22 protein-coding genes are annotated in these 20,829 nt (G+C 42.3%); 1 reads left to right on the top strand and 21 read right to left on the bottom strand.

Annotation, left to right across the window (positions count from 1 at the left end):
- Positions 1-79: 79 nt before the first annotated feature.
- The 19 genes from VSA01S_RS13315 to trmJ all read right to left on the bottom strand — a co-directional run bounded on the left by VSA01S_RS13315 (position 80) and on the right by trmJ (position 18,498).
- Positions 80-955 (bottom strand): metal-dependent hydrolase, encoded by an 876-nt coding sequence (locus VSA01S_RS13315; RefSeq protein WP_039982384.1) that lies wholly within the window; start codon positions 953-955, stop codon positions 80-82.
- Between the two features lie 65 nt (positions 956-1,020).
- A complete protein-coding gene (der, locus tag VSA01S_RS13310) occupies positions 1,021-2,517 on the bottom strand; it encodes a ribosome biogenesis GTPase Der (protein WP_039982385.1) in 1,497 nt (498 codons plus the stop codon).
- 182 nt (positions 2,518-2,699) lie between these two features.
- The gene (bamB, locus tag VSA01S_RS13305; protein ID WP_039982387.1) at positions 2,700-3,857 is read right to left on the bottom strand and encodes an outer membrane protein assembly factor BamB; all 1,158 of its coding nucleotides are present in this window, start codon (positions 3,855-3,857) and stop codon (positions 2,700-2,702) included.
- 12 nt (positions 3,858-3,869) lie between these two features.
- Entirely contained in the window at positions 3,870-4,484 is a 615-nt protein-coding gene (locus VSA01S_RS13300; protein WP_039982388.1) for a YfgM family protein, read from the bottom strand.
- A 133-nt stretch (positions 4,485-4,617) separates the two neighbouring features.
- Positions 4,618-5,886, bottom strand: coding sequence for a histidine--tRNA ligase (gene hisS, locus VSA01S_RS13295; RefSeq protein WP_039982389.1), 1,269 nt, complete (start codon positions 5,884-5,886; stop codon positions 4,618-4,620).
- Between the two features lie 27 nt (positions 5,887-5,913).
- A complete protein-coding gene (gene ispG, locus VSA01S_RS13290) occupies positions 5,914-7,032 on the bottom strand; it encodes a flavodoxin-dependent (E)-4-hydroxy-3-methylbut-2-enyl-diphosphate synthase (protein ID WP_039982390.1) in 1,119 nt (372 codons plus the stop codon).
- 5 nt (positions 7,033-7,037) lie between these two features.
- Entirely contained in the window at positions 7,038-8,033 is a 996-nt protein-coding gene (gene rodZ / locus VSA01S_RS13285; protein WP_039982392.1) for a cytoskeleton protein RodZ, read from the bottom strand.
- Positions 8,034-8,493: 460 nt separating this feature from the next.
- Entirely contained in the window at positions 8,494-9,621 is a 1,128-nt protein-coding gene (gene rlmN, locus VSA01S_RS13280) for a dual-specificity RNA methyltransferase RlmN (RefSeq protein ID WP_039982393.1), read from the bottom strand.
- A 301-nt stretch (positions 9,622-9,922) separates the two neighbouring features.
- Entirely contained in the window at positions 9,923-10,348 is a 426-nt protein-coding gene (ndk, locus tag VSA01S_RS13275) for a nucleoside-diphosphate kinase (RefSeq protein ID WP_039982394.1), read from the bottom strand.
- 176 nt (positions 10,349-10,524) lie between these two features.
- The gene (pepB, locus tag VSA01S_RS13270; protein WP_039982395.1) at positions 10,525-11,823 is read right to left on the bottom strand and encodes an aminopeptidase PepB; all 1,299 of its coding nucleotides are present in this window, start codon (positions 11,821-11,823) and stop codon (positions 10,525-10,527) included.
- Positions 11,824-12,002: 179 nt separating this feature from the next.
- A complete protein-coding gene (iscX, locus tag VSA01S_RS13265; RefSeq protein ID WP_039982396.1) occupies positions 12,003-12,197 on the bottom strand; it encodes a Fe-S cluster assembly protein IscX in 195 nt (64 codons plus the stop codon).
- 93 nt (positions 12,198-12,290) lie between these two features.
- Positions 12,291-12,629 carry an ISC system 2Fe-2S type ferredoxin gene (fdx, locus tag VSA01S_RS13260; protein ID WP_039982398.1) on the bottom strand — a complete coding sequence of 113 codons (339 nt, stop codon included), beginning with the start codon at positions 12,627-12,629 and terminating at the stop codon, positions 12,291-12,293.
- A gap of 13 nt (positions 12,630-12,642) precedes the next feature.
- Positions 12,643-14,496 carry a Fe-S protein assembly chaperone HscA gene (hscA, locus tag VSA01S_RS13255; RefSeq protein ID WP_039982400.1) on the bottom strand — a complete coding sequence of 618 codons (1,854 nt, stop codon included), beginning with the start codon at positions 14,494-14,496 and terminating at the stop codon, positions 12,643-12,645.
- Between the two features lie 21 nt (positions 14,497-14,517).
- Complete coding sequence (gene hscB / locus VSA01S_RS13250; RefSeq protein WP_039982402.1) at positions 14,518-15,033, bottom strand: co-chaperone HscB; 516 nt, start codon at positions 15,031-15,033, stop codon at positions 14,518-14,520.
- 54 nt (positions 15,034-15,087) lie between these two features.
- A complete protein-coding gene (gene iscA / locus VSA01S_RS13245) occupies positions 15,088-15,411 on the bottom strand; it encodes an iron-sulfur cluster assembly protein IscA (protein WP_021710197.1) in 324 nt (107 codons plus the stop codon).
- A gap of 73 nt (positions 15,412-15,484) precedes the next feature.
- Entirely contained in the window at positions 15,485-15,865 is a 381-nt protein-coding gene (iscU, locus tag VSA01S_RS13240) for a Fe-S cluster assembly scaffold IscU (protein ID WP_039982403.1), read from the bottom strand.
- A 38-nt stretch (positions 15,866-15,903) separates the two neighbouring features.
- Complete coding sequence (locus VSA01S_RS13235; protein WP_039982404.1) at positions 15,904-17,118, bottom strand: IscS subfamily cysteine desulfurase; 1,215 nt, start codon at positions 17,116-17,118, stop codon at positions 15,904-15,906.
- A gap of 29 nt (positions 17,119-17,147) precedes the next feature.
- On the bottom strand, positions 17,148-17,654 hold the full coding sequence (gene iscR, locus VSA01S_RS13230) for a Fe-S cluster assembly transcriptional regulator IscR (protein ID WP_039982405.1): 507 nt from the start codon (positions 17,652-17,654) through the stop codon (positions 17,148-17,150).
- A gap of 118 nt (positions 17,655-17,772) precedes the next feature.
- The gene (gene trmJ, locus VSA01S_RS13225; protein ID WP_039982406.1) at positions 17,773-18,498 is read right to left on the bottom strand and encodes a tRNA (cytosine(32)/uridine(32)-2'-O)-methyltransferase TrmJ; all 726 of its coding nucleotides are present in this window, start codon (positions 18,496-18,498) and stop codon (positions 17,773-17,775) included.
- A 306-nt stretch (positions 18,499-18,804) separates the two neighbouring features.
- Here trmJ and suhB point away from each other — a divergent pair, with 306 nt between their 5' ends.
- Positions 18,805-19,608, top strand: coding sequence for an inositol-1-monophosphatase (suhB, locus tag VSA01S_RS13220; RefSeq protein WP_039982407.1), 804 nt, complete (start codon positions 18,805-18,807; stop codon positions 19,606-19,608).
- Positions 19,609-19,709: 101 nt separating this feature from the next.
- Here suhB and VSA01S_RS20030 read toward each other — a convergent pair whose 3' ends face one another.
- Both VSA01S_RS20030 and secF read right to left on the bottom strand, forming a co-directional pair.
- Positions 19,710-19,862, bottom strand: a complete 153-nt coding sequence (locus VSA01S_RS20030) for a hypothetical protein (protein WP_186810631.1) — start codon at positions 19,860-19,862, stop codon at positions 19,710-19,712.
- A gap of 18 nt (positions 19,863-19,880) precedes the next feature.
- On the bottom strand, positions 19,881-20,828 hold the full coding sequence (gene secF / locus VSA01S_RS13215; RefSeq protein ID WP_039982408.1) for a protein translocase subunit SecF: 948 nt from the start codon (positions 20,826-20,828) through the stop codon (positions 19,881-19,883).
- Position 20,829 lies beyond the last annotated feature (1 nt).

Here is a 20,829-nt window from a genome sequence, read left to right as displayed (position 1 = left end):
ATTTCAATTTTAAAGAGAATAAAAAACTAAAATTGCATTAAAATAAAACCCAAACAGGATTTAATAAAAATAAAATCCATTATCTTTGCGGAACTACATGGGTATGCATTTCAATTGTCTGTGTGTCTTGCATCAATAAACGCACCTTGACTGACTCGAGTTCGTTTAAATGCGTAATGTGCGTTCCACCGCAAGGAATAACAGCCGTATTCTCTTCCCCTAAATCACATTCCCAGTAGCGAGAATCCGTTAATGCTTCGCCATGACACTGGATAGTTACTGGAACTTTTCTCTGTATCCAACCTTTTAGCAGTAGATTCACCTGATTTTCGATACTTTCCAAATCGTTGACAACTTCTGCGCTATTCAAGCCTCGTTTACGTAACGTTTTACCCAAACGATAGGTATCTAAACATTTATCTGGTGTAACAAAACTGGTTTCTTGGGCATAGCTATTAAAATCATAATTGCCATGTGGGTCCTTACGATCGGCATCTTTGCGCCAGTAGTTCTGTGTCAACACCTTATTCAGAGCCAAATAAGCGATGTGCCCTGCACTGTGACCGCGGCTTAACGATAGTTGAAACTCTTTATCCACTTGCAATGACACCATATCACCGACTACTACATCTTCTGTCCGCGGTAATACGTGCACGACGACAAAGACCCAGCCTTGTGTATCACGTTTGACTGGTATCGCTTGACCGACATGCAATGCTCCACTCGCCAGCTCTATCGCCCCCACTTGGCAATCAATAACATCTAACTTTTTGCCGTTGATCATCAATGAGCCCCTATCCGCTGGGTGATCTGGCCAAATATGACTGACAGGGTGAAATGGCGTCGTTTCAGTAATAACGTAGGTCATATCTGTTGTTGATTGAACTTGTTGTACTGAGGTTTCTAATTGCCACACTTGATGACAAAAACGAATCTTAGTTGCTGTAATTGACATATTTTTCATAAACTCAAGACAAAAAAATACCCAAGCCGAAGACTTGGGTATAGAAAAAAGAATGGTTATTTATTGCGATTTTTCACCGCTGACATCATACGCTTACGTTTACGCTCTTGAGATAGCGTCAGTTTATTCGTACGGTTCTCATACGGGTTATCACTGTTCTGGAAGTTAATACGGATAGGCGTACCCATAATTTCCAAAGACTTACGGAAGTAGTTCATTAGGTAGCGTTTGTAAGAGTCCGGAAGATCACGAACCATGTTACCGTGAATCACGACAATTGGTGGGTTGTAACCACCCGCATGAGCATACTTCAGTTTGATACGACGACCACGAACCATTGGTGGTTGGTGATCATCTGTAGCCATCTTCATAATACGAGTCAGAACAGAAGTACCGACACGTGTTGTTGCCGACTTATAAGCCTCTTGAATCGATTCGAATAAGTGGCCAACTCCTGTCCCATGAAGAGCAGAGATAAAGTGAATACGAGCAAAATCAACGAAACCTAGACGGCGATCGAGCTCTTTCTTAACATTTTCTTTGACGTCGTTATCCAATCCATCCCACTTATTGACAGCTAGAACAATAGAACGACCTGCATTTAATGCAAAGCCAAGTAGGCTCAAGTCTTGATCTGAGATGTTTTCACGCGCATCGATAACAAGCAGTACCACGTTCGCATCTTCTACCGCTTTAAGTGTTTTGACTACCGAGAACTTTTCTACTGTCTCGTTAATACGTCCACGACGACGAACACCAGCAGTATCAATAAGAACGTACTCGCGTCCATCACGTTCCATTGGAATATAAATGGAGTCACGCGTTGTTCCAGGCATGTCATATACAACCACACGCTCTTCACCAAGAATACGATTGGTTAATGTGGATTTACCCACGTTTGGACGGCCTATAATTGCCAGCTTAATCGGTTGATCTTGCAAACGCTGTAACTCGGCTTCCGCATCTTCTTCTGAATATTCCTCAGCAGCAAGTTCCTCATCTTCAAATTCAGTGAGGTCTTCCACTTCACCATCAGGTGCGTCATTCGCCAGTAGGTCTTCAAAGAAGGGGGCTAAAGCACGCTCAAGTAAAGCAGTAACACCACGTCCGTGCGCTGCTGCAATGTGGTACATATCGTCTACGCCTAGCTGCCAAAAGTCAGCGCAGGCTGCATCAACATCAATACCATCAATTTTATTTACCACCAGCATTGCCGGCTTTTCAATTTTTCTCAAGTGGGCAGCAATCGCTTGATCGGCAGGCGTTAAACCAGCACGGCCATCAACCAAAAACAAAACCACATCAGCCTCATCGATTGCGGCTAATGACTGTTCTGCCATTTTGGTTTCTACCCCCTCTTCTGTGCCATCGATACCGCCGGTATCAATGACAATAAATTCATGTTCTTCACCAAGGCGAGCTTGGCCATATTTTCGGTCTCGCGTTAGGCCTGGAAAATCCGCAACTAACGCATCACGAGTGCGAGTCAATCGGTTAAATAGCGTAGATTTACCTACGTTCGGACGCCCAACAAGGGCAACAACAGGTACCATAACAACCTCTACAATAATCTTTCTTCTGTAGTTATAGGTAACGACTTGTCTAATGCCAAATTAAACCAGCTTTTTACCTATAACCACGTCAGGAATAACGGTTAATAAATAATAATTTCCAACAACAAAACGGCTCCTAAACTGTCACCAGCCAGGAGCCGAATGTGAATTATATCACGATATTATTCGTTGATGCTCAGTTTCTTTACATTGCCATTACGTGTAGTAATCACGTAGCCATCGGATAACGCCACCGGCCCAACGGCAAAGCCACTATCATCGACAAATTGCTGAGCAATAAACTCACCAGTTGTTCGATCAAGCCAGTGTAAGTAACCCAAGCTGTCACCGACTACAAGGTAACGGTCAATCACAACAGGAGCCGTCAGTTGGCGGTTTTCCAGCTTAGCGTTTTGCCAAAGCTCTGTACCACTTCGTGCATCAACTGCCGCAATATGATCTTTCTCTGTGATGACAAAAATGCGTTGACCATCTGTAGCCAAGTCATTTGCAGATGAATAATTTCGCTTCCAAATAGGATTTGCTGAACGCAGGTCAATCGCAATCAATTGACCGTTGTAGCCAACAGTGAAAAGCGTTCCACCCAAAATTAAAGGTGAAGAATCAACATCAACTAATCGATCAATTTCAGTGGCACCTTTCGGAGTCCCAACTGGTTGTTGCCAGATTAACTGTCCACGTTCAACTATCGCAGCAGCAAGACGTCCGTTCGCCGTCCCCCAGAATACACCGCCACCGATTGCAACAGGAGTGCTGTCACCACGCAAGGTTAAACTAGGGACTTCAGTACTTAAAGCCCAGCGCTCTTTACCAGAACTTTCATCTAGAGCAACCAAAATACCTTGGCTGGTATTAATAATAATTAAACCTGAGTCCGCAATTGGTTTTGCTAGCACTTCACCACTGACTTTAACTCGCCAGATAACCTCACCAGTATCTTGATCTAAGGCAATCACATCACCATTTTCAGAACCAATATATAGGTTTCCATAGGCTGCAGTCATACCACCAGACAATCGTGGTGCCTCATCTTTGCCTAAATCAGCTTGCCATTTAGGTTTACCATTTTCAGGATCCAAAGCTCTCACCAAACCATCACGGCTTGCGACAAACAATGTGTCATCAGATATTGTTGGAGACAACTTTGAAAAGTAGTGCCCTACACCATCGTCAGAGGTAGACCATTTCAAATTAGGAACAAACTGACTTTCGACCTGAGGCAGTGGTGCCATAATGATGGTATCTTCTTCACTCGCACAACCAGCCAAGATCGCAACACTTACCGCTCCTAACAAGGCTCTTTTAAAGGCTTTTTTCATCCAATACAGTCCTTACTTCGCCAAGTCGTCCAATTTCATTTTTAATGCTGGGCTAGCATCTTTTGCTTGCTGTGCTTCAGTATATGCAGTGTAAGCTGTATCTTTATTACCTTGACGAAGTGCAATATCACCACGCAATTCAGCAATACGACCAGACCAAGCAGTATCTAAAACGTTATCAAGTGCTGCATTAGCCGCAGTAAAGTTACCTAATTCAGTTTCAATACGCGCAATTCTGTAGTTAACTAACGCAAGTATCGATGCTTCCTGAGAACTACTCTGAACCCATTTAAGTTGCTCAAGAGCTGCGTTTAACTCATTTGCATCGACTTGTGCTTTAGCTAATTGCAGCGCAGCAAGCATCGAATATTCTTTTACTTCATTTGAAGCAATGAAGTTTTCGATATCCGTTTGAGCTTCAACGCCTTTATTTTGCAGTGTTATCATTGCTGCAGCGTAGCTTTGAGAAGCTGACTCACTCGCTTGAGTTACTGAGTCTTGGTAATAACGCCAACCAAAAAGACCACCAAAGGCAACAACAGCAGCAATAGTGACAGTTGTTCCATATTCTTTGAACCACTCTTTAATCTTTTCAACTTGTTCTTCTTCAGTCTCGTAAACTTCCACTTCCTGTCCTCTTAAAGCGTATCAATGACAGCATAGCTATCATTGTTTTATTTGCTGAAAGGTCTATTTATTAAAGACCTTGTATAACAAATTAAGCAGTTATCTTTCGTTGATATATTGTGTGATGAAAATCTTAGATCAATTCAGCAATCTTACTCGCAACATCTTCCTGGCGATAAGTTTCTTGAGTTCCACCAACAAGATCTTTCAATACAACCGTGTGATCGGCCACTTCATTTTCACCTAATACTAAGGCAATCACGGCACCGACTTTATCCGCTCGTTTAAATTGCTTTTTAAAGTTACCGCCACCAAAGTGATTCATCACTCGAACACCTGGTATTGACTCACGAATCTGCTCAGCAAGTTTCATCCCAGCAACCATCGTGCCTTCACCAGCAGTCACTACATATACGTCAACACTTCGACGAACTTCAGTTAATTCAAGGGCTTCTAGCATTAGAGCTAGACGTTCAAGTCCCATAGCAAAGCCAACTGCTGGCGTGGGTTTGCCACCTAGTTGCTCAACCAGGCCATCATAACGACCTCCACCACAAACAGTACCTTGAGCACCTAGACTTTCGGTCATCCACTCAAATACTGTACGGTTGTAGTAGTCTAGACCACGAACTAAACGTTCGTTTATAGTGTATTCGATGCCTGCAGCATCAAGAAGTTCACAAAGTCCTGAAAAATGCAGTTTAGATTCTTCATCTAGATAATCAGACAAACGAGGTGCATCGCCTAAAATTGCTTTAATTTCAGGGTTTTTAGTGTCTAAAACTCGCAGTGGATTGGTATTCATACGACGCTTAGAATCTTCATCCAATATATCGATATGTTGTTCCAAGAATGTGATGAGAGCAGTGCGGTAATGAGCACGAGCCTCTAACGAACCAATAGAGTTAAGTTCAAGACGAACATGTTTATCAATACCTAACTCACGCCATAAACGCGCAGTCATCATGATTAACTCTGCATCAACATCTGGGCCATTGAGACCGAAAACCTCAGCTCCACATTGATGGAACTGGCGATAACGACCTTTTTGTGGTCTTTCATGGCGGAACATCGGCCCCATATACCATAAGCGTTGCTCTTGGTTATATAGCAAGCCATTTTCAATCCCAGCACGAACACAGCCAGCGGTTCCCTCAGGGCGCAACGTTAAACTATCACCATTGCGATCTTCGAACGTATACATTTCTTTTTCGACAACATCAGTCACTTCACCGATAGCACGACTAAAGAGGTGTGTCATCTCAACAATTGGCATACGAATTTCGTTGTAGCCGTAAGCGCTGACCACATTTTTTACCGCGTTTTCTAATTTGTGCCATAGTGGCGACTGAGTTGGGAGGCAATCGTTCATGCCTCGAATTGCTTGAATTGTTTTTGCCACAATACTTACCGTAAATTCTCGTTGAGATTAATCTTCTACTTTTACATCAATATGATTATCGCTGTCCATAACGGAAGCTTTTGCTCGAATTTTTGCTTCTAGTCTATTCACAAGATCGTTGTTATCAAAGCGCTCTTTTTGACGTTTGCCGTCTTCATAGAAAGCACTTTTTTTGTTGCTGCCAGCTAATCCCAGATGAGACACTTCAGCTTCACCTGGTCCATTAACAACGCACCCAATGATAGAAACATCCATTGGTGTAATAATATCTTCTAGGCGCTGCTCTAGTTCATTGACTGTACCGATAACATCGAATTCTTGACGTGAACAACTAGGGCAAGCAATAAAGTTAATACCACGAGAACGTATTCTTAAAGATTTTAGAATATCAAACCCAACTTTAATCTCTTCCACGGGATCGGCAGCCAGAGAAATTCGTAGTGTATCGCCAATACCTTCAGCCAAAAGCATACCCAAACCAACTGCTGATTTTACAGAGCCTGCACGAGCACCACCCGCTTCTGTAATACCAAGGTGAAGTGGTTGGTCGATCTGTTTAGCCAATAAACGATATGAATCTACAGCAAGAAAAACATCTGACGCCTTCACACTGACTTTAAACTGATCAAAGTTCAATCTATCTAGGTGTTCAACATGACGCATCGCCGACTCGACGAGTGCCTCTGGCGTTGGCTCACCGTATTTCATTTGTAGATCCTTTTCTAAGGACCCACCATTTACGCCAATTCGTATCGGGATATTTTTATCACGAGCACAATCAACAACAGAGCGAATACGCGCTTCATTACCAATATTGCCTGGATTTATACGTAAACAATCAACGCCGTATTCTGCAACTTGGAGGGCAATACGATAATCAAAATGAATGTCGGCCACCAAAGGGATAGATACTTGTTGTTTAATTAGCTTAAAAGCCTCAGCAGCATCCATAGTTGGGACAGAAACACGAACAATATCTGCCCCTACTTTTTCTAACGCCCTGATTTGCGCGACAGTTGCATCAACATCAGTTGTGCGAGTATTTGTCATTGATTGCACCGCGATAGGTGCACCATCTCCAATGGGTACATCACCCACATAGATGCGTGTCGATTTACGACGGATAATTGGGGATTCGTGTTGCATAATATTTATAACGGTAAACTGAATCTAGCGACTTTACCTGAAGTATACCTAGAAAGGTCGACAGGTTCACTTGCAAATGTCATTGTTACGCCTTCTGGGGCACCTAATATCACTTTAAATGGTGCTTTGCCGGAAAGTTCAACATTTTGGCCCGATTTACGCGTACCACTGATCAATGTTTTACCATTGGCATCTTTGATTTGCACCCAACAATCAGATTCAAATCTCATAGTAAGTATATTCATGCCATCGGCTGCCACCTTTTCTTTAGGCTTTTCCCGAACAATGTTTTGCTCAACCACCGTTGCAGCCTCGCTTTTATTGCTAGATTTGTAAACTTTTATTGCCTTATCTTCTTCAGAAACGACTTTGTCTACCTCAGAAGTGCTTTTTGGTACTCCGTTTGCTGAGGGCAAAACTTCGGCACTATCTAATATTTCAGTCTGATTGGCCACTATAGTATTTTGCATTAATTCAGTTGGGTCACTGGCAATAAGCTCATCTGCATCAATCTTATCAATCTCTTTATTATCAGCTATGGGCTCAATAATAAGATTATCATCCATTGCTAGTTCAGCACTTTGCTGCTGACTCTGCCACCACCATGCACCAGAGATACCAATAAGAGCAAGAGCAATAACCCAGGTGAGAAACATAATACGGCTATTATGTTTCTCATGTTTTGTTTTACGCGAAAAACTTTGCATTTCTTCTTCTTGTAATTGTTCGTCCGAGCTTGGCGTTTCCTCTAATGCTCCTAGAACCATATTTTCATCAAGGCCAATTAACTTGGCATAAGATCGGATATAACCACGAGTAAAGGTGCTGGCCAACTGACCTTCAAAACAGTTACGTTCAATTTGATCAATTACAGAGATCTTCAATCTGAGTCGCTCTGCAACACTTTTTTGTGTCAGGCCTAATGACTCACGCTTGTTTTTCAGTAGTGTACCCGCTTCCAAGGAACACGGAGCTTCATTAATATTATCTTGTTCTGTCATAATGGTGGTATTACATCCGTTTAGTGGCTAGCACAGCTTGTTATTTTCTTTTTTATTCTTAAGCCTAGTCTAAAGATAGCCAGACTCTCGCATGTTAACCAAAATATTCTTTTAAAAATCCTTAGTATTCAGTATAAGAATGCTCACATTGTGATTTCTCACAATGTGTATTGGAGAAAATACTAAGAATGGTAATGTCGTAATTATACTTCACTCATCATGATAAGCGAATGCACGAAGAAGGCAAAAAATCTTTCACCCAAACTACCAGATAGCTCAAGCTTTTGTCCAAAATTTAACAAACAAAATGCGATTAAAAACATTCGAGCAGTGTAAATCATATTTGAGCGCATAAGTAAAAGCTCACACATTAACATTTCAAATGATTTTATTGATAATAAATTGATACAATTTGACAAAAAAATAGCCAGAGTAAATTCTCTGGCTATTAATATTTAACTTATACCGTTTTGATATCGATAGTCTGCGCACCTCGAGAGGCCTTCAGTGCTGCGGTACGTTTTGTTCGGTCAATGACATCACCAACTAACTGCCCACATGCGGCATCAATATCATCACCTCTTGTTTTACGAATCGTCACTGTATGTCCATATTGCATCAGTGTTTTCTGGAATCTATCAATTCGAGAGTTACTTGGTTTTTTGTACGGTGACCCCGGATATGGATTAAATGGAATCAAATTAATCTTACAAGGTGTGTTTTTCATCAACTCAGCCAATTCACGCGCATGATCCATATCATCATTGACGTGATCGAGTAGGACATACTCAACTGTTACTTTGCCTCTATTAGCATTTGAAGAAGCAATATAACGGCGTACTGATTCCAAAAAGTCTTGAATATCCCAACGGTCATTAATTGGCATAATTTCACTTCTCAACTTATCATTAGGAGCATGAAGAGAAATCGCTAAAGCCACATCTATTTTACCTGTCATTTGATCTAGACCAGAAACGACGCCAGATGTCGATACAGTGACTCTGCGTTTTGAAAGACCAAAACCAAGATCATCGAGCATAAGTTCTAGTGCTGGAATTAGATTTTTCATATTCAGTAAAGGTTCACCCATCCCCATCATCACTATGTTAGTGATTGGACGACGCCCCGTTTCTTTTTCTAGACCAATCTCACGAGCAGCTCGCCATACTTGTCCAATAATCTCTGAGACTTTGAGGTTACGGTTAAAACCTTGTTGAGCTGTTGAGCAAAACTTGCACTCTAAAGCACAACCAACCTGAGAGGAAACACAAAGCGTTGCTCTGTCATCCTCTGGGATATAAACCGTTTCTACATCTTGGTCACCTACCTTCATTGCCCACTTGATTGTGCCGTCTGAAGAGTGCTGAGCTTCTGCTACTGTAGGTGCTTTAATTTCACACTTGTGCTGCAGTTTTTCACGCAGCTTCTTGTTGATATTGGTCATCCTCTCGAAGTCATCAACACCGAAATGATAGATCCACTTCATAACCTGATCGGCACGAAATGCTTTTTCGCCTAACTCTTCCGCGAAAAATTGACGCATGCCTTTGCGATCAAAGTCGAGTAGATTGATTTTTTCAGTGTTCATATTACCTCTCAGTGACTGAAGCAAGAATAAGGGCGCGAATTGTACAGCCTTTAGGCAGTAACAACAAGAGGCAGAACCCCATGAGTTTACTAAGGTCTTCAAATGCCATTGATTAAAAATCAAACACAAATCTACTCTATTTCGTTTATCACAAAAATAACTGTCGATTTATACCTAAGTAACCTCAAGATGCTGTGTTCTACGAGATGACCTTTAGGAGCGTGTCACTGGGGTATACTGTTTTTCAAGTACAAAAAAAGCCCCGATTTAATCGGAGCTTGAGACTCAGTCGTTCAGTCAATTAACGTGAAAAAACTTCAGAAACAGGAAAGAAGAACTCGATTTCACGAGCAGCAGATTCAGGGCTGTCCGAGCCATGTACAGAGTTATGACGCATGCTAAGCGCATAATCAGCACGAAGTGTTCCACATGCTGCTTCTTCTGGATTGGTTTTCCCCATCAACTCACGGTAACGTGTGATTGCGTTTTCACCTTCTAACACTTGAACCATAATTGGTCCAGAAGTCATGAACTCTTTCAATGGTGGGAAGAAAGGTTTCCCTTCATGTTCCGCATAAAAACCACTTGCTTGGTCTTCAGTCAGGTGAACCATTTTAGCCGCAACAATTCGTAAGCCAGTTTTTTCAATACGATGGTAAATTTCACCGATTAAGTTACGCTCTACCGCATCAGGTTTGATAATTGAAAATGTTCTTTCCAGAGCCATAATCTTTCCTTTTAATTTTTAATAATATACCCAAGTGACTTCAAGGTGCTTGGTTCAGAATTATGTCATAGAGCAAAATTCAAAGAAGGAAATGCCATGTAATAACAGGTTCTTTCCAAGTTATCTGTGAAAGTTGCCCTGTCATGTCAAACAGAGCAACTCTATGAGTCAAAGGGTTACTTTTCTGCTTGTTCTTGTAAAAAACGAGCTAAAGTTCGGATCCCCATACCTGTCGCACCCGCTGCCCATTTGTCCGATACTGATTTACGATATGTACCCGAACAGTCGAAGTGTAACCAACCTTGCGTATGATCTTCAACGAAATAAGACAAAAACGCTGCCGCAGTACTTGCGCCTGGAGAATAATCTCCAGAGCTCACATTAGAAAGATCGGCAAAATTAGATGGCAACATATTACGATGGAAATCAGCGAGAGGTAGAGGCCAAAGACCTTCATTCTCTTGCTCAGCAGCAATAAGAGCTTGTTGAGAGAGCGCTTTATCAAAGCTCAGTAAAGCATGGTAATCATTACCTAAAGCATTTTTAGCAGCCCCTGTTAGGGTCGCACAATCAATAATAAGTTCTGGATTTTGTTCACTGGCATAAAGTAAACCATCAGCTAACACTAAGCGACCTTCAGCGTCAGTATTCATGATTTCAACCGTTTTACCATTTTTGTAATTAATGATATCACCGAGTTTTAGTGCTCGCCCTGAGACCATATTTTCCGCACAGCAGAGGATCAGTTTTACACGCTTATTCAAACCACGAAGAATAGCCAAAGCTAAACCACCAGTTATCGTACCTGCTCCTCCCATATCAGCCTTCATTGCTGTCATGAAATTGGAAGCTTTCAAACTGTAACCACCGGAGTCAAAGGTAATTCCTTTACCAATTAGACAAGCGAAAACAGGGGCATTTTCATCACCTGTGGGATTAAAATCTAATTGCAGCATTGCCGATGTGCGTTCAGAGCCACGTCCAACGGCATAAATGCCTTCCCAACCTTCTGATAGTAAGTCCTTATCTTTAACAATTCGAGTCGAAACTGTCCCTTTTGGTGCCACCGACTTAATAAATTCAGCAGCCATTGTTGCCAATTGGCGAGGTGCTACTTCTTCAGCAGTTTTGTTAATGATATCTCGGGTAAACTCGCTAGCAGTGATACGTGCTTGAAGTTCTGATTGCTCTTTTTCAGCTAAAGCTGCCCATTCTAAAGTGGTGTGTTTTTTCGGATTACGGTAGCCTTGATTAAAAGCCCAAATGTTCTCAAGATCCCATTCAGGGCCCGCAAGTAAAGCGGAATGAATTCCTTGGCTATCAAGTTGACGCGCTGCACATTGAATCTGGTTAAGTTGATCACCGCTGGATAAGTGAATCGTTACTCCATCCTCAGAGAAAGAAAGTAATGCATTCGCTCCCCAGTGTGAGGCTGCTGGTTCTTGGCTTAAAAATACCGGCATCTGTGTAGACATGGTTTCTCCTTGTCTTATTACGGCGTTACCTACGCCACTTATTTGTTTACAGACAGATGTTAGCATTTTGTAGGGTAAAAATGCCAACTGAGGAAAAAAACGAGCACAAAGGCTCGTTTTTTCGACTAAAAAGACACATCGGTGCAATGCGGTCAATCTCGCTAACACCCATTTTTAAGTTAGTCTATTTCATCCATCCAACACAAGATCACCGCTTCTAGAATCTTTTCATTACAATGGTTTGCCTCATCGTCAAACTCATCCAACTCCATGATCCATTGATGAAGATCTGTAAACCGCACCGTTTTCGGGTCAAGATCTGGAAACTTATCACAAAGCTCAATCGCGATATCGCGAGAATCTGTCCATTTCATCCATATTTTCCTTTTTTGTTCTCTGCTTAACTTTCAAAGCTCTAAGCGGTTAAACACCATATGCTCAGAGATAAGGGTCAAGCAAAGACACCATTAATGATCTTCTGATGCGTGGTTTAACGTGTATTTTGGGATCTCAACAATCAAGTCTTCATCAGCAATTCTTGCCTGACAGCCAAGACGAGATTCAGGCTCTAATCCCCATGCTTTATCCAGCATGTCATCTTCTAGCTCTTCACTTTCTTCAAGTGAATCAAAACCTTCACGAATAATGACGTGACATGTTGTACAAGCACAAGACTTCTCGCATGCGTGTTCAATACCAATGCCATTTTTTAATGCTACATCTAGAACCGTGTCGCCAATATTGGCTTCTAATACCGCACCCTCTGGGCATAAATCTTCATGGGGTAATACAATAATTTTCGGCATAACTCATTATCTCTTATATATCATTCACTGACTGACCAGACAGTGCAGCTCGTATTGATTTATCCATACGTCGTGACGCAAAATCTTGGCTCGCTTTATCCGTTGCTTTTATGCCTTGCTCTATTGCATTCGCATCATCACCATTACGCAGTTCAATCAATGTCTCAATCGCGCTAAGAAGTGTCTGCTTCTCTGATTCTGATAATAACTCATCACCATCAGCTTGCATGGCAGCAATCAGCCCCTCGATGACACGATCTGCTTCTACTCTTTGTTCTGCCAAAGCACGAGCTTGCATATCATCTTTAGCATAAGCCATTGAGTCTCTGAGCATATTCGCTACTTCATCATCACTTAAACCATAAGACGGTTTGACCTGGATTTCCGACTGAACGCCTGTACTTTTCTCCATTGCAGTAACGGATAAAAGACCATCCGCATCCACTTGGTAAGTAACGCGTATATGCGCTGCACCTGCCGCCATTGGAGGAATTCCTTTCAATGAGAAACGGGCAAGTGAACGGCAGTCATCAACCATTTCACGCTCACCTTGTACTACATGCACACTCATTGCTGTTTGACCATCTTTGAAGGTGGTGAACTCTTGAGCACGTGCAACAGGAATGGTGGTATTACGAGGAATAATCTTTTCAACTAAACCACCCATGGTTTCAATACCGAGCGACAAAGGGATCACATCAAGTAGCAGCATCTCTGAGTCTGGCTTATTGCCTGCGAGAATATCTGCTTGAATACCAGCACCAATAGCGACAACTTCATCTGGGTTAATACTTGTAAGAGGAAGGCGACCAAAGAAATCACCGACCATCTCACGAACAAGTCGTGTTCGGGTTGAGCCTCCAACCATCACTACGTCTTGAACATCATCAAGTTCTACGTCTGCATCTTTTAATGCTCGGCGACATGACATTAAAGTTTTCTTGACCAAGGGTTGAATCAACGCTTCAAATTGATCACGACTCACCTGCCCGCGCCATCCGAATACCTCGACGTCAACGAAATCTTTGTCAGAGAAAGCGATTTTAGTCGCATTAGCAATATTAAGCAGTACTCGGTTTTGTTCAGCAGATAGGGGGATTTCTAAACCCGCTTGCTCGATTAAGAACTCCGCCAAAAGATGATCAAAGTCATCACCACCCAGAGCAGAATCACCGCCAGTGGCTAATACTTCAAAGACACCTTTTGATAAACGTAAAATCGAGATGTCAAACGTGCCACCACCCAGGTCATAGACTGCAATAACACCTTCCTGGCCAGAATCTAAACCATAAGCAATTGCAGCGGCTGTTGGCTCATTAAGCAAGCGAAGTACATGCAGTCCCGCTAACTTTGCTGCATCTTTGGTTCCAGCACGCTGCGCATCATCAAAGTAAGCAGGAACCGTAATCACAACACCAGCCAGTTCACCACCCAATGTCTCTTGCGCTCGCTGGCCAAGGACTTTGAGAATATCTGCTGAAACTTCAATCGGGTTTTTATTCCCCTGTGCAGTTTGTAAAACAGGTAAACCATTATCACTGTGTTTAAATTGGTATGGTAAGTATGGATAACGCGCTTGGATATCTTGTAATGAACGGCCAATTAAACGTTTTACAGAGATGATCGTTTGTTCAGGTTGCTGCTCAGCCATAGCTTGTGCTTCATAACCAACCTGAACTGTTGACTGCGCATAATTGACAACCGAAGGTAAAATACTACGACCTTGATTATCTTTAAGTGTCGTTGACTCACCACTACGAACCGATGCTACCAAAGAGTTTGTGGTACCTAAGTCGATTCCAGCAGCGAGCTTATGTTCATGAGGAGCCGAGCTTTGACCCGGTTCTGCAATTTGAAGTAGTGCCATGATGAATCCTTGTCACGCTAACTAACCGAGGAGCTTTTCTTCGACCAGTTCAATTTCGTTCTTTAGTTTGGCAATAAATTTGAGTTTACGAACACGATCCGCGGCTTCAACCCAAAGACTTTGATCAAGCTCTTGTTCGACCATCGCCAAATGTTGCTTATACATTTTGCTGACTTTTGCATCAAAGTCAAAAAGCACCGATTCAGGATCAGAGCTGTCAGCAATATCTTCTAATTCTTCACGTAATTCCATTTGTTCCATAAGAAACATAGGATCTTGCATTGTTTGTTGCTCACCACGGATTTCCACCCCATTTTCAGCTAACAGATATTCTGCACGAGAGATGGGCTGTTTGAGTACTTGATAAGCATCATTAATTTGAGCAGCTTGCTGTACCGCCATAAGACGATCACGCTCTGAACCAGTCGCAAAGTTATCAGGGTGGAAACGTTTTTGTAGTTCTCGGAATTGAGAGGAAAGAAGACCACTATCCAGCTTAAACTGACTTGGTAGTCCAAATAATTCAAAGTGATTCATTAAGATGGGTTCCAGTAAAGCCCTCGAGGCCTAGGTTGCCCAGAGGACTATCGATTATACGTTGAAGCTTTCACCACAACCACATTCGCTTTTTGCATTTGGGTTGTTGAATTCAAAACCTTCATTTAGCCCTTCTTTCACGTAATCTAGCTCAGTACCATCTAGATACACCAAGCTTTTCTTATCGATGATGATTTTTACCCCAGAAAGGTCGAACACTTCATCTTCTTCGTTAAGATCATCAACAAACTCCAAGACATAAGCCATGCCGGAACAGCCTGTCGTTTTCACCCCAAGACGTAAACCAATACCTTTGCCTCGGTTTTCTAGGAATGCTTTTACGCGACTCGCCGCTGATTCTGTCATTGTGATGGCCATACTGCACCTTAGTTTGTAAAAATTACGATTGGAATGGGAACGTTTTAAGTTCCCATTATATACAGATTACTTATTATTGGTGTTTTTTCTTGTAATCAGCAACAGCAGCCTTGATTGCATCTTCTGCTAGAATTGAACAGTGAACTTTAACAGGAGGAAGCTCAAGTTCTTCTGCAATCTCCGCATTTTTAATTGCTGCAGCCTCATCGATAGACTTACCCTTTACCCATTCAGTTACTAATGAGCTTGAAGCGATCGCACTACCACAACCGTACGTTTTGAATTTCGCATCTTCAATAATACCATCTGGCGTTACTTTGATCTGAAGCTTCATTACATCACCACATGCAGGAGCACCAACCATACCGCTGCCTACTGATGGATCTTCTTTATCAAATGAACCAACGTTACGTGGGTTCTCGTAGTGATCAATTACTTTTTCGCTATATGCCATAATTATTTACCTCGAATCCTCTAGTTCAGTCAGTGAGATTAATGGTGAGCCCACTCAACAGTGCTCAAATCAATCCCTTCTTTGTACATATCCCATAGAGGAGACATGTCACGTAGCTTAGTTACAGCAACACGAATTTGTTCAATTGCGTAGTCAATTTCTTCTTCCGTCGTAAAACGACCAAATGAGAAACGAACCGAGCTATGAGCCAATTCATCATCCAGACCAAGAGCACGAAGAACATAAGATGGCTCTAAGCTTGCTGATGTACAAGCACTACCAGAAGAAACTGCCAAATCTTTCAGTGACATCAGCAGTGATTCACCTTCAACAAAAGCAAAGCTGACATTAAGATTGTGTGGAACACGTTGCTCTAGATCACCATTCACTGTAACTGCTTCTAGGTCTTTTACACCATCAAGAAGACGATTACGAAGTGCAAGTGCATGATCATAATCTTTTTGCATGTCTTCTTTCGCGATGCGGAACGCTTCGCCCATACCAACAATTTGGTGAGTAGGAAGTGTACCTGAGCGGAAACCGCGCTCGTGACCGCCACCATGCATTTGTGCTTCTAGACGAATGCGTGGCTTACGACGAACATACAATGCGCCAATACCTTTCGGGCCGTAGGCTTTATGTGCTGACATTGAAATTAAGTCAACTTTCATTGCTTGTACATCAATCGGCAATTTTCCTGCTGACTGAGCAGCATCAACGTGAAAGACTATTTTTCGCTCACGACACATTTCGCCAATTGCAGCGATGTCTTGGATAACGCCGATTTCATTATTCACATGCATAATTGAAACCAAAACGGTATCTTCGCGCATAGCAGCTTGAAGCTTGTCTAAATCAACCAAGCCGTTTGATTCTGGTTCAAGGTAAGTAACCTCAAAACCTTCACGCTCTAATTGACGGCATGGGTCAAGAACTGCTTTGTGCTCTGTTTTGCAAGTAATGATGTGCTTGCCTTTTTTCGAATAAAAATGAGCAGCCCCCTTAATCGCAAGGTTGTCAGACTCAGTCGCACCAGATGTAAACACGATCTCGCGTGGATCCGCATTAAGAAGTTCTGCAATTTGTTCACGAGCTGTATCTACTGCTTCCTCTGCCTGCCAGCCGTAACGGTGTGAACGTGACGCTGGGTTGCCAAATGTCCCGTCCATCGTCATGTACTGAACCATTTTATCAGCAACACGAGGATCAACTGGGCATGTAGCGGAATAATCAAGATAAATAGGCAGTTTCATTCTCTACTCCAATGTAAAATTCTGACCGCTTATGAGCGGACGTTTACACCGATGGGCGCGGCGGTTGTATTTTTATTAGATAGCCCATGAGTCATCGCCAGTTCGATATCCTGACGATCAGATATTTCTATTACTTCATTGTCTTGCATTAGTTCACCGAGCGTAATGTTGTTCAAGAAATCGCTAATACGAGAACTTAGGTCACGCCATAATGCATGCGTCAGACATCGTGTACCACCTTGGCAATCTCCTTTACCCTGGCATTTGGTTGCATCAACGGATTCATCAACAGCAGCAATGACCATACCAATAGCGATACTGTAAGCATCAGTACCAAGGCGGTAGCCCCCACCAGGACCACGAACGCTAGCGACTAATCCTGCTTTCCGTAACTTTGAAAACAATTGCTCTAGGTAAGAGAGAGAGATCCCCTGACGCTCTGAGATATCAGCAAGAGGTACTGGGTTTTGTTGCGAATGCAATGCCACATCAAGCATTGCTGTTACCGCGTATCGTCCTTTGGATGTAAGTTTCATACCACAACGTATCCACATGGTTTGTAATAGTAAGAATTTTTTCATACCTGACTAAATTGGTCAAGTATTTATTTGACTAATTTAGTCAGGTATTTATCCTTACAAAAATAATGGACAATTATTTCTCAATACTTTTTTCTATCGACGTTAATATTCCACGTAGGGTATTGATTTCTTGGGCTTCTGGACGAGCTCGTGAAAATAGACGTCTTAACTTATTCATTACCTTACCAGGTTGCTCTTTGCTTATGAATTGTGTTTCAACGATGACTTTCTCAAGATGTTCAAAGAACATATCCAGCTCTTTATGTCGAGGATACTCTTCTACAGCCTGTGGCTTATACTGACTTTTCTGTAAAGCTAAATGGGCCACACGAACTTCATAACTCAAGGTTTGTACTGCCATCGCTAAGTTTAGCGAGCTGTACTCAGGGTTTGCTGGAATGCAGACATGGTAATGGCATTTTTGTAACTCTTCATTGGTCAGTCCTGTTCTTTCACGGCCAAATACCAAAGCAACAGGATGCGTTTGACCTTCAAGCGCAAACTTTTCTCCGCATTCACGAGGTTCAAGCATGGGCCAATTTAATGTTCTAGACCGAGCACTTGAGCCAACCACAAGACCGCAGTCTTCAATGGCTTCTTCAAGCGTGCTAACAATCTTGGCATTTTCGGCGATATCTGCTGCTCCAGATGCTAAAGCGTAGGTTTGTCCATCGATCTCACATTGTGGATCGACCAGAACAAGTTGACTTAAACCCATTACTTTCATCGCACGAGCTGCAGAACCAATATTGCCTGAGTGGGAAGTCCCGACAAGGACAATTTTTACTTGATCCAACATTTGTGATTACTACCTGTTTTAAAACTAATGAATTCTATCATAAGTTTTCCCACCTCCCTAGGGCTTAGGGAGTTCAAGCACTCGTTTCATCACTTATTCGTTTAAAAAACAGTGACAAATCTTATCAATAATAAGTACAAGATAAGCAAGGGCGTCGCGTTAAACCAACCCTCAGTATATCGTTCAGTTAATAGTTTATCCCGCTAGGTAAGCCAAGGGCAAAAAATAACCACTTTATTTTTATCTTTACTCTGGTATACTCGCCGCCGCTTTAAATTGTTCTTTAACATCCGTTGGGAAATTCGTATGCATCCTATGCTAAACATTGCTATTCGCGCTGCGCGAAAAGCAGGCAATCACATTGCTAAATCATTAGAAAACACAGATAAAGTTGAGTCTACGCTGAAAGGCACTAATGACTTTGTTACTAACGTAGACAAAGAAGCAGAAGCTATCATCATTGATACGATTAAGCAGTCTTATCCTGAACACTGCATCGTTTCTGAAGAAGCAGGTCTTATCGATGGTAAAGATAAAGACGTACAATGGATCATCGACCCACTGGATGGTACCAATAACTTTGTTAAAGGTTACCCACATTTCTCAGTTTCTATCGCCGTTCGCCTGAAAGGTAAAACGGAAGTAGCGTGTGTTTACGACCCAATGCAAAATGAGCTATTCACAGCACAACGTGGTGCAGGAGCTCAACTAAACAACGCACGTATTCGTGTTAATCCACTCAAAGACCTACATGGTAGCATCCTTGCTACAGGTTTCCCGTTCAAGCAAAAGCAACACTCCGAGTCTTACCTTAAGATCCTAAGTGCATTGTTCGTTGAATGCTCTGATTTCCGTCGTAGCGGCTCAGCAGCACTAGACCTATGTTATGTTGCTGCAGGTCGTGTAGATGGTTATTTCGAACTTGGTTTAAAACCTTGGGATATGGCAGCAGGTGAACTTATTGCCCGTGAAGCTGGTGCAATCCTAACTGATTTTGCTGGCGGTACTGACTACATGAAGTCAGGCAACATCGTTGCTTCTAGTGCTCGTGGAGTAAAGTCAATACTTAAGCACATTCGTGAACATGGTAACAGCGCCATCCTAAAATAAGATTCTAAAGTCACTTAAGCCCGTCACGCTGATGACTTTTGAATGGCCCTGCTCTTTTTGAGTGGGGCTTTTTTTATCCGCAGATATTCTGCCTAGCCTGCTTATATACCCAAAGTATTAGGATCAGGCATGGTCAATGATAGCGGTGGAAGAGAGCTGTGGATGGTATCACTGTAGATGACAAGTATGATGGATATAGACTGAGTATAAAAAAGCCCCCATGCTTGCATGGCAACCATGAGGGCTTGATTCATATTTAATGATGGTTTGCCTTAAGGCATCTCATCAAATTCTGCACCTTCTTTTTCAACTTGAGGTGGCAATAAGTGCTCTCTCTGAATACCTAGTTTCAAGGCCAATGCTGAAGCAACATAGATAGATGAGTATGTACCTACCGTAATACCAAGTAGTAATGCAGTTGCAAAGCCATGAATCATTGCACCGCCTTGGGCAAACAAGGCAATCACAACAAACAAAGTGGTTCCCGATGTAATCAGTGTACGACTCAAAGTTTGCGTAATCGAAACATCCATAATCTCTGCTGGTGACTCTTTGCGCATCTTACGGAAGTTTTCACGAATACGGTCAAATACCACGATGGTATCGTTGAGCGAGTAACCCACGACCGTGAGTAGCGCCGCCACAATAGTTAAGTCAACTTCGATTTGTAGAAACGAAAAGACACCTAACGTAATGATAATATCGTGTGCCAAAGCAAGCACTGCACCTGCAGCTAAACGCCATTCAAATCGCATTGATACGTAAAGTAGAATACAAACTAGCGATGCCAGTATCGCAAGGCCACCAGCCTCTGTTAGTTCATCCCCCACATTAGGACCGACAAACTCAATACGACGCATTTCTACACTTTCACCAGTTCCAGCTTTAATTGCAGCAATAATTTGATTGCCAAGCTTTTCACCAGAAAGATCATCACGTGGGCGAAGACGTACCATGACTTCTCGTGCACTACCAAAGTTTTGTACGGTAGCATCACCAAAGCCTTGTTTATCAAGCGCTGTGCGAATCTCTTCTAGATTAGCTGGTTGCTCAAAACCAACTTCAATCAGTGTTCCGCCAGTAAAATCTAAGCCCCAATTCAACCATTTAGTTGATAAAGTGAAGATTGAAGCCGCAATCATAATAACAGAGAAAATAAAGGCAGCCTTTGACCAACGCATGAAATCGATCGTTTTTTCTGCTTTTAGAATTTGAAACATA

Origin of the sequence: Vibrio sagamiensis NBRC 104589 (assembly GCF_007990935.1) — a bacterium.
GTDB lineage: Bacteria > Pseudomonadota > Gammaproteobacteria > Enterobacterales > Vibrionaceae > Vibrio > Vibrio sagamiensis.
Note: the sequence above shows the minus strand (reverse complement) of the source record. Positions and strands in the feature narration are given on the sequence as shown.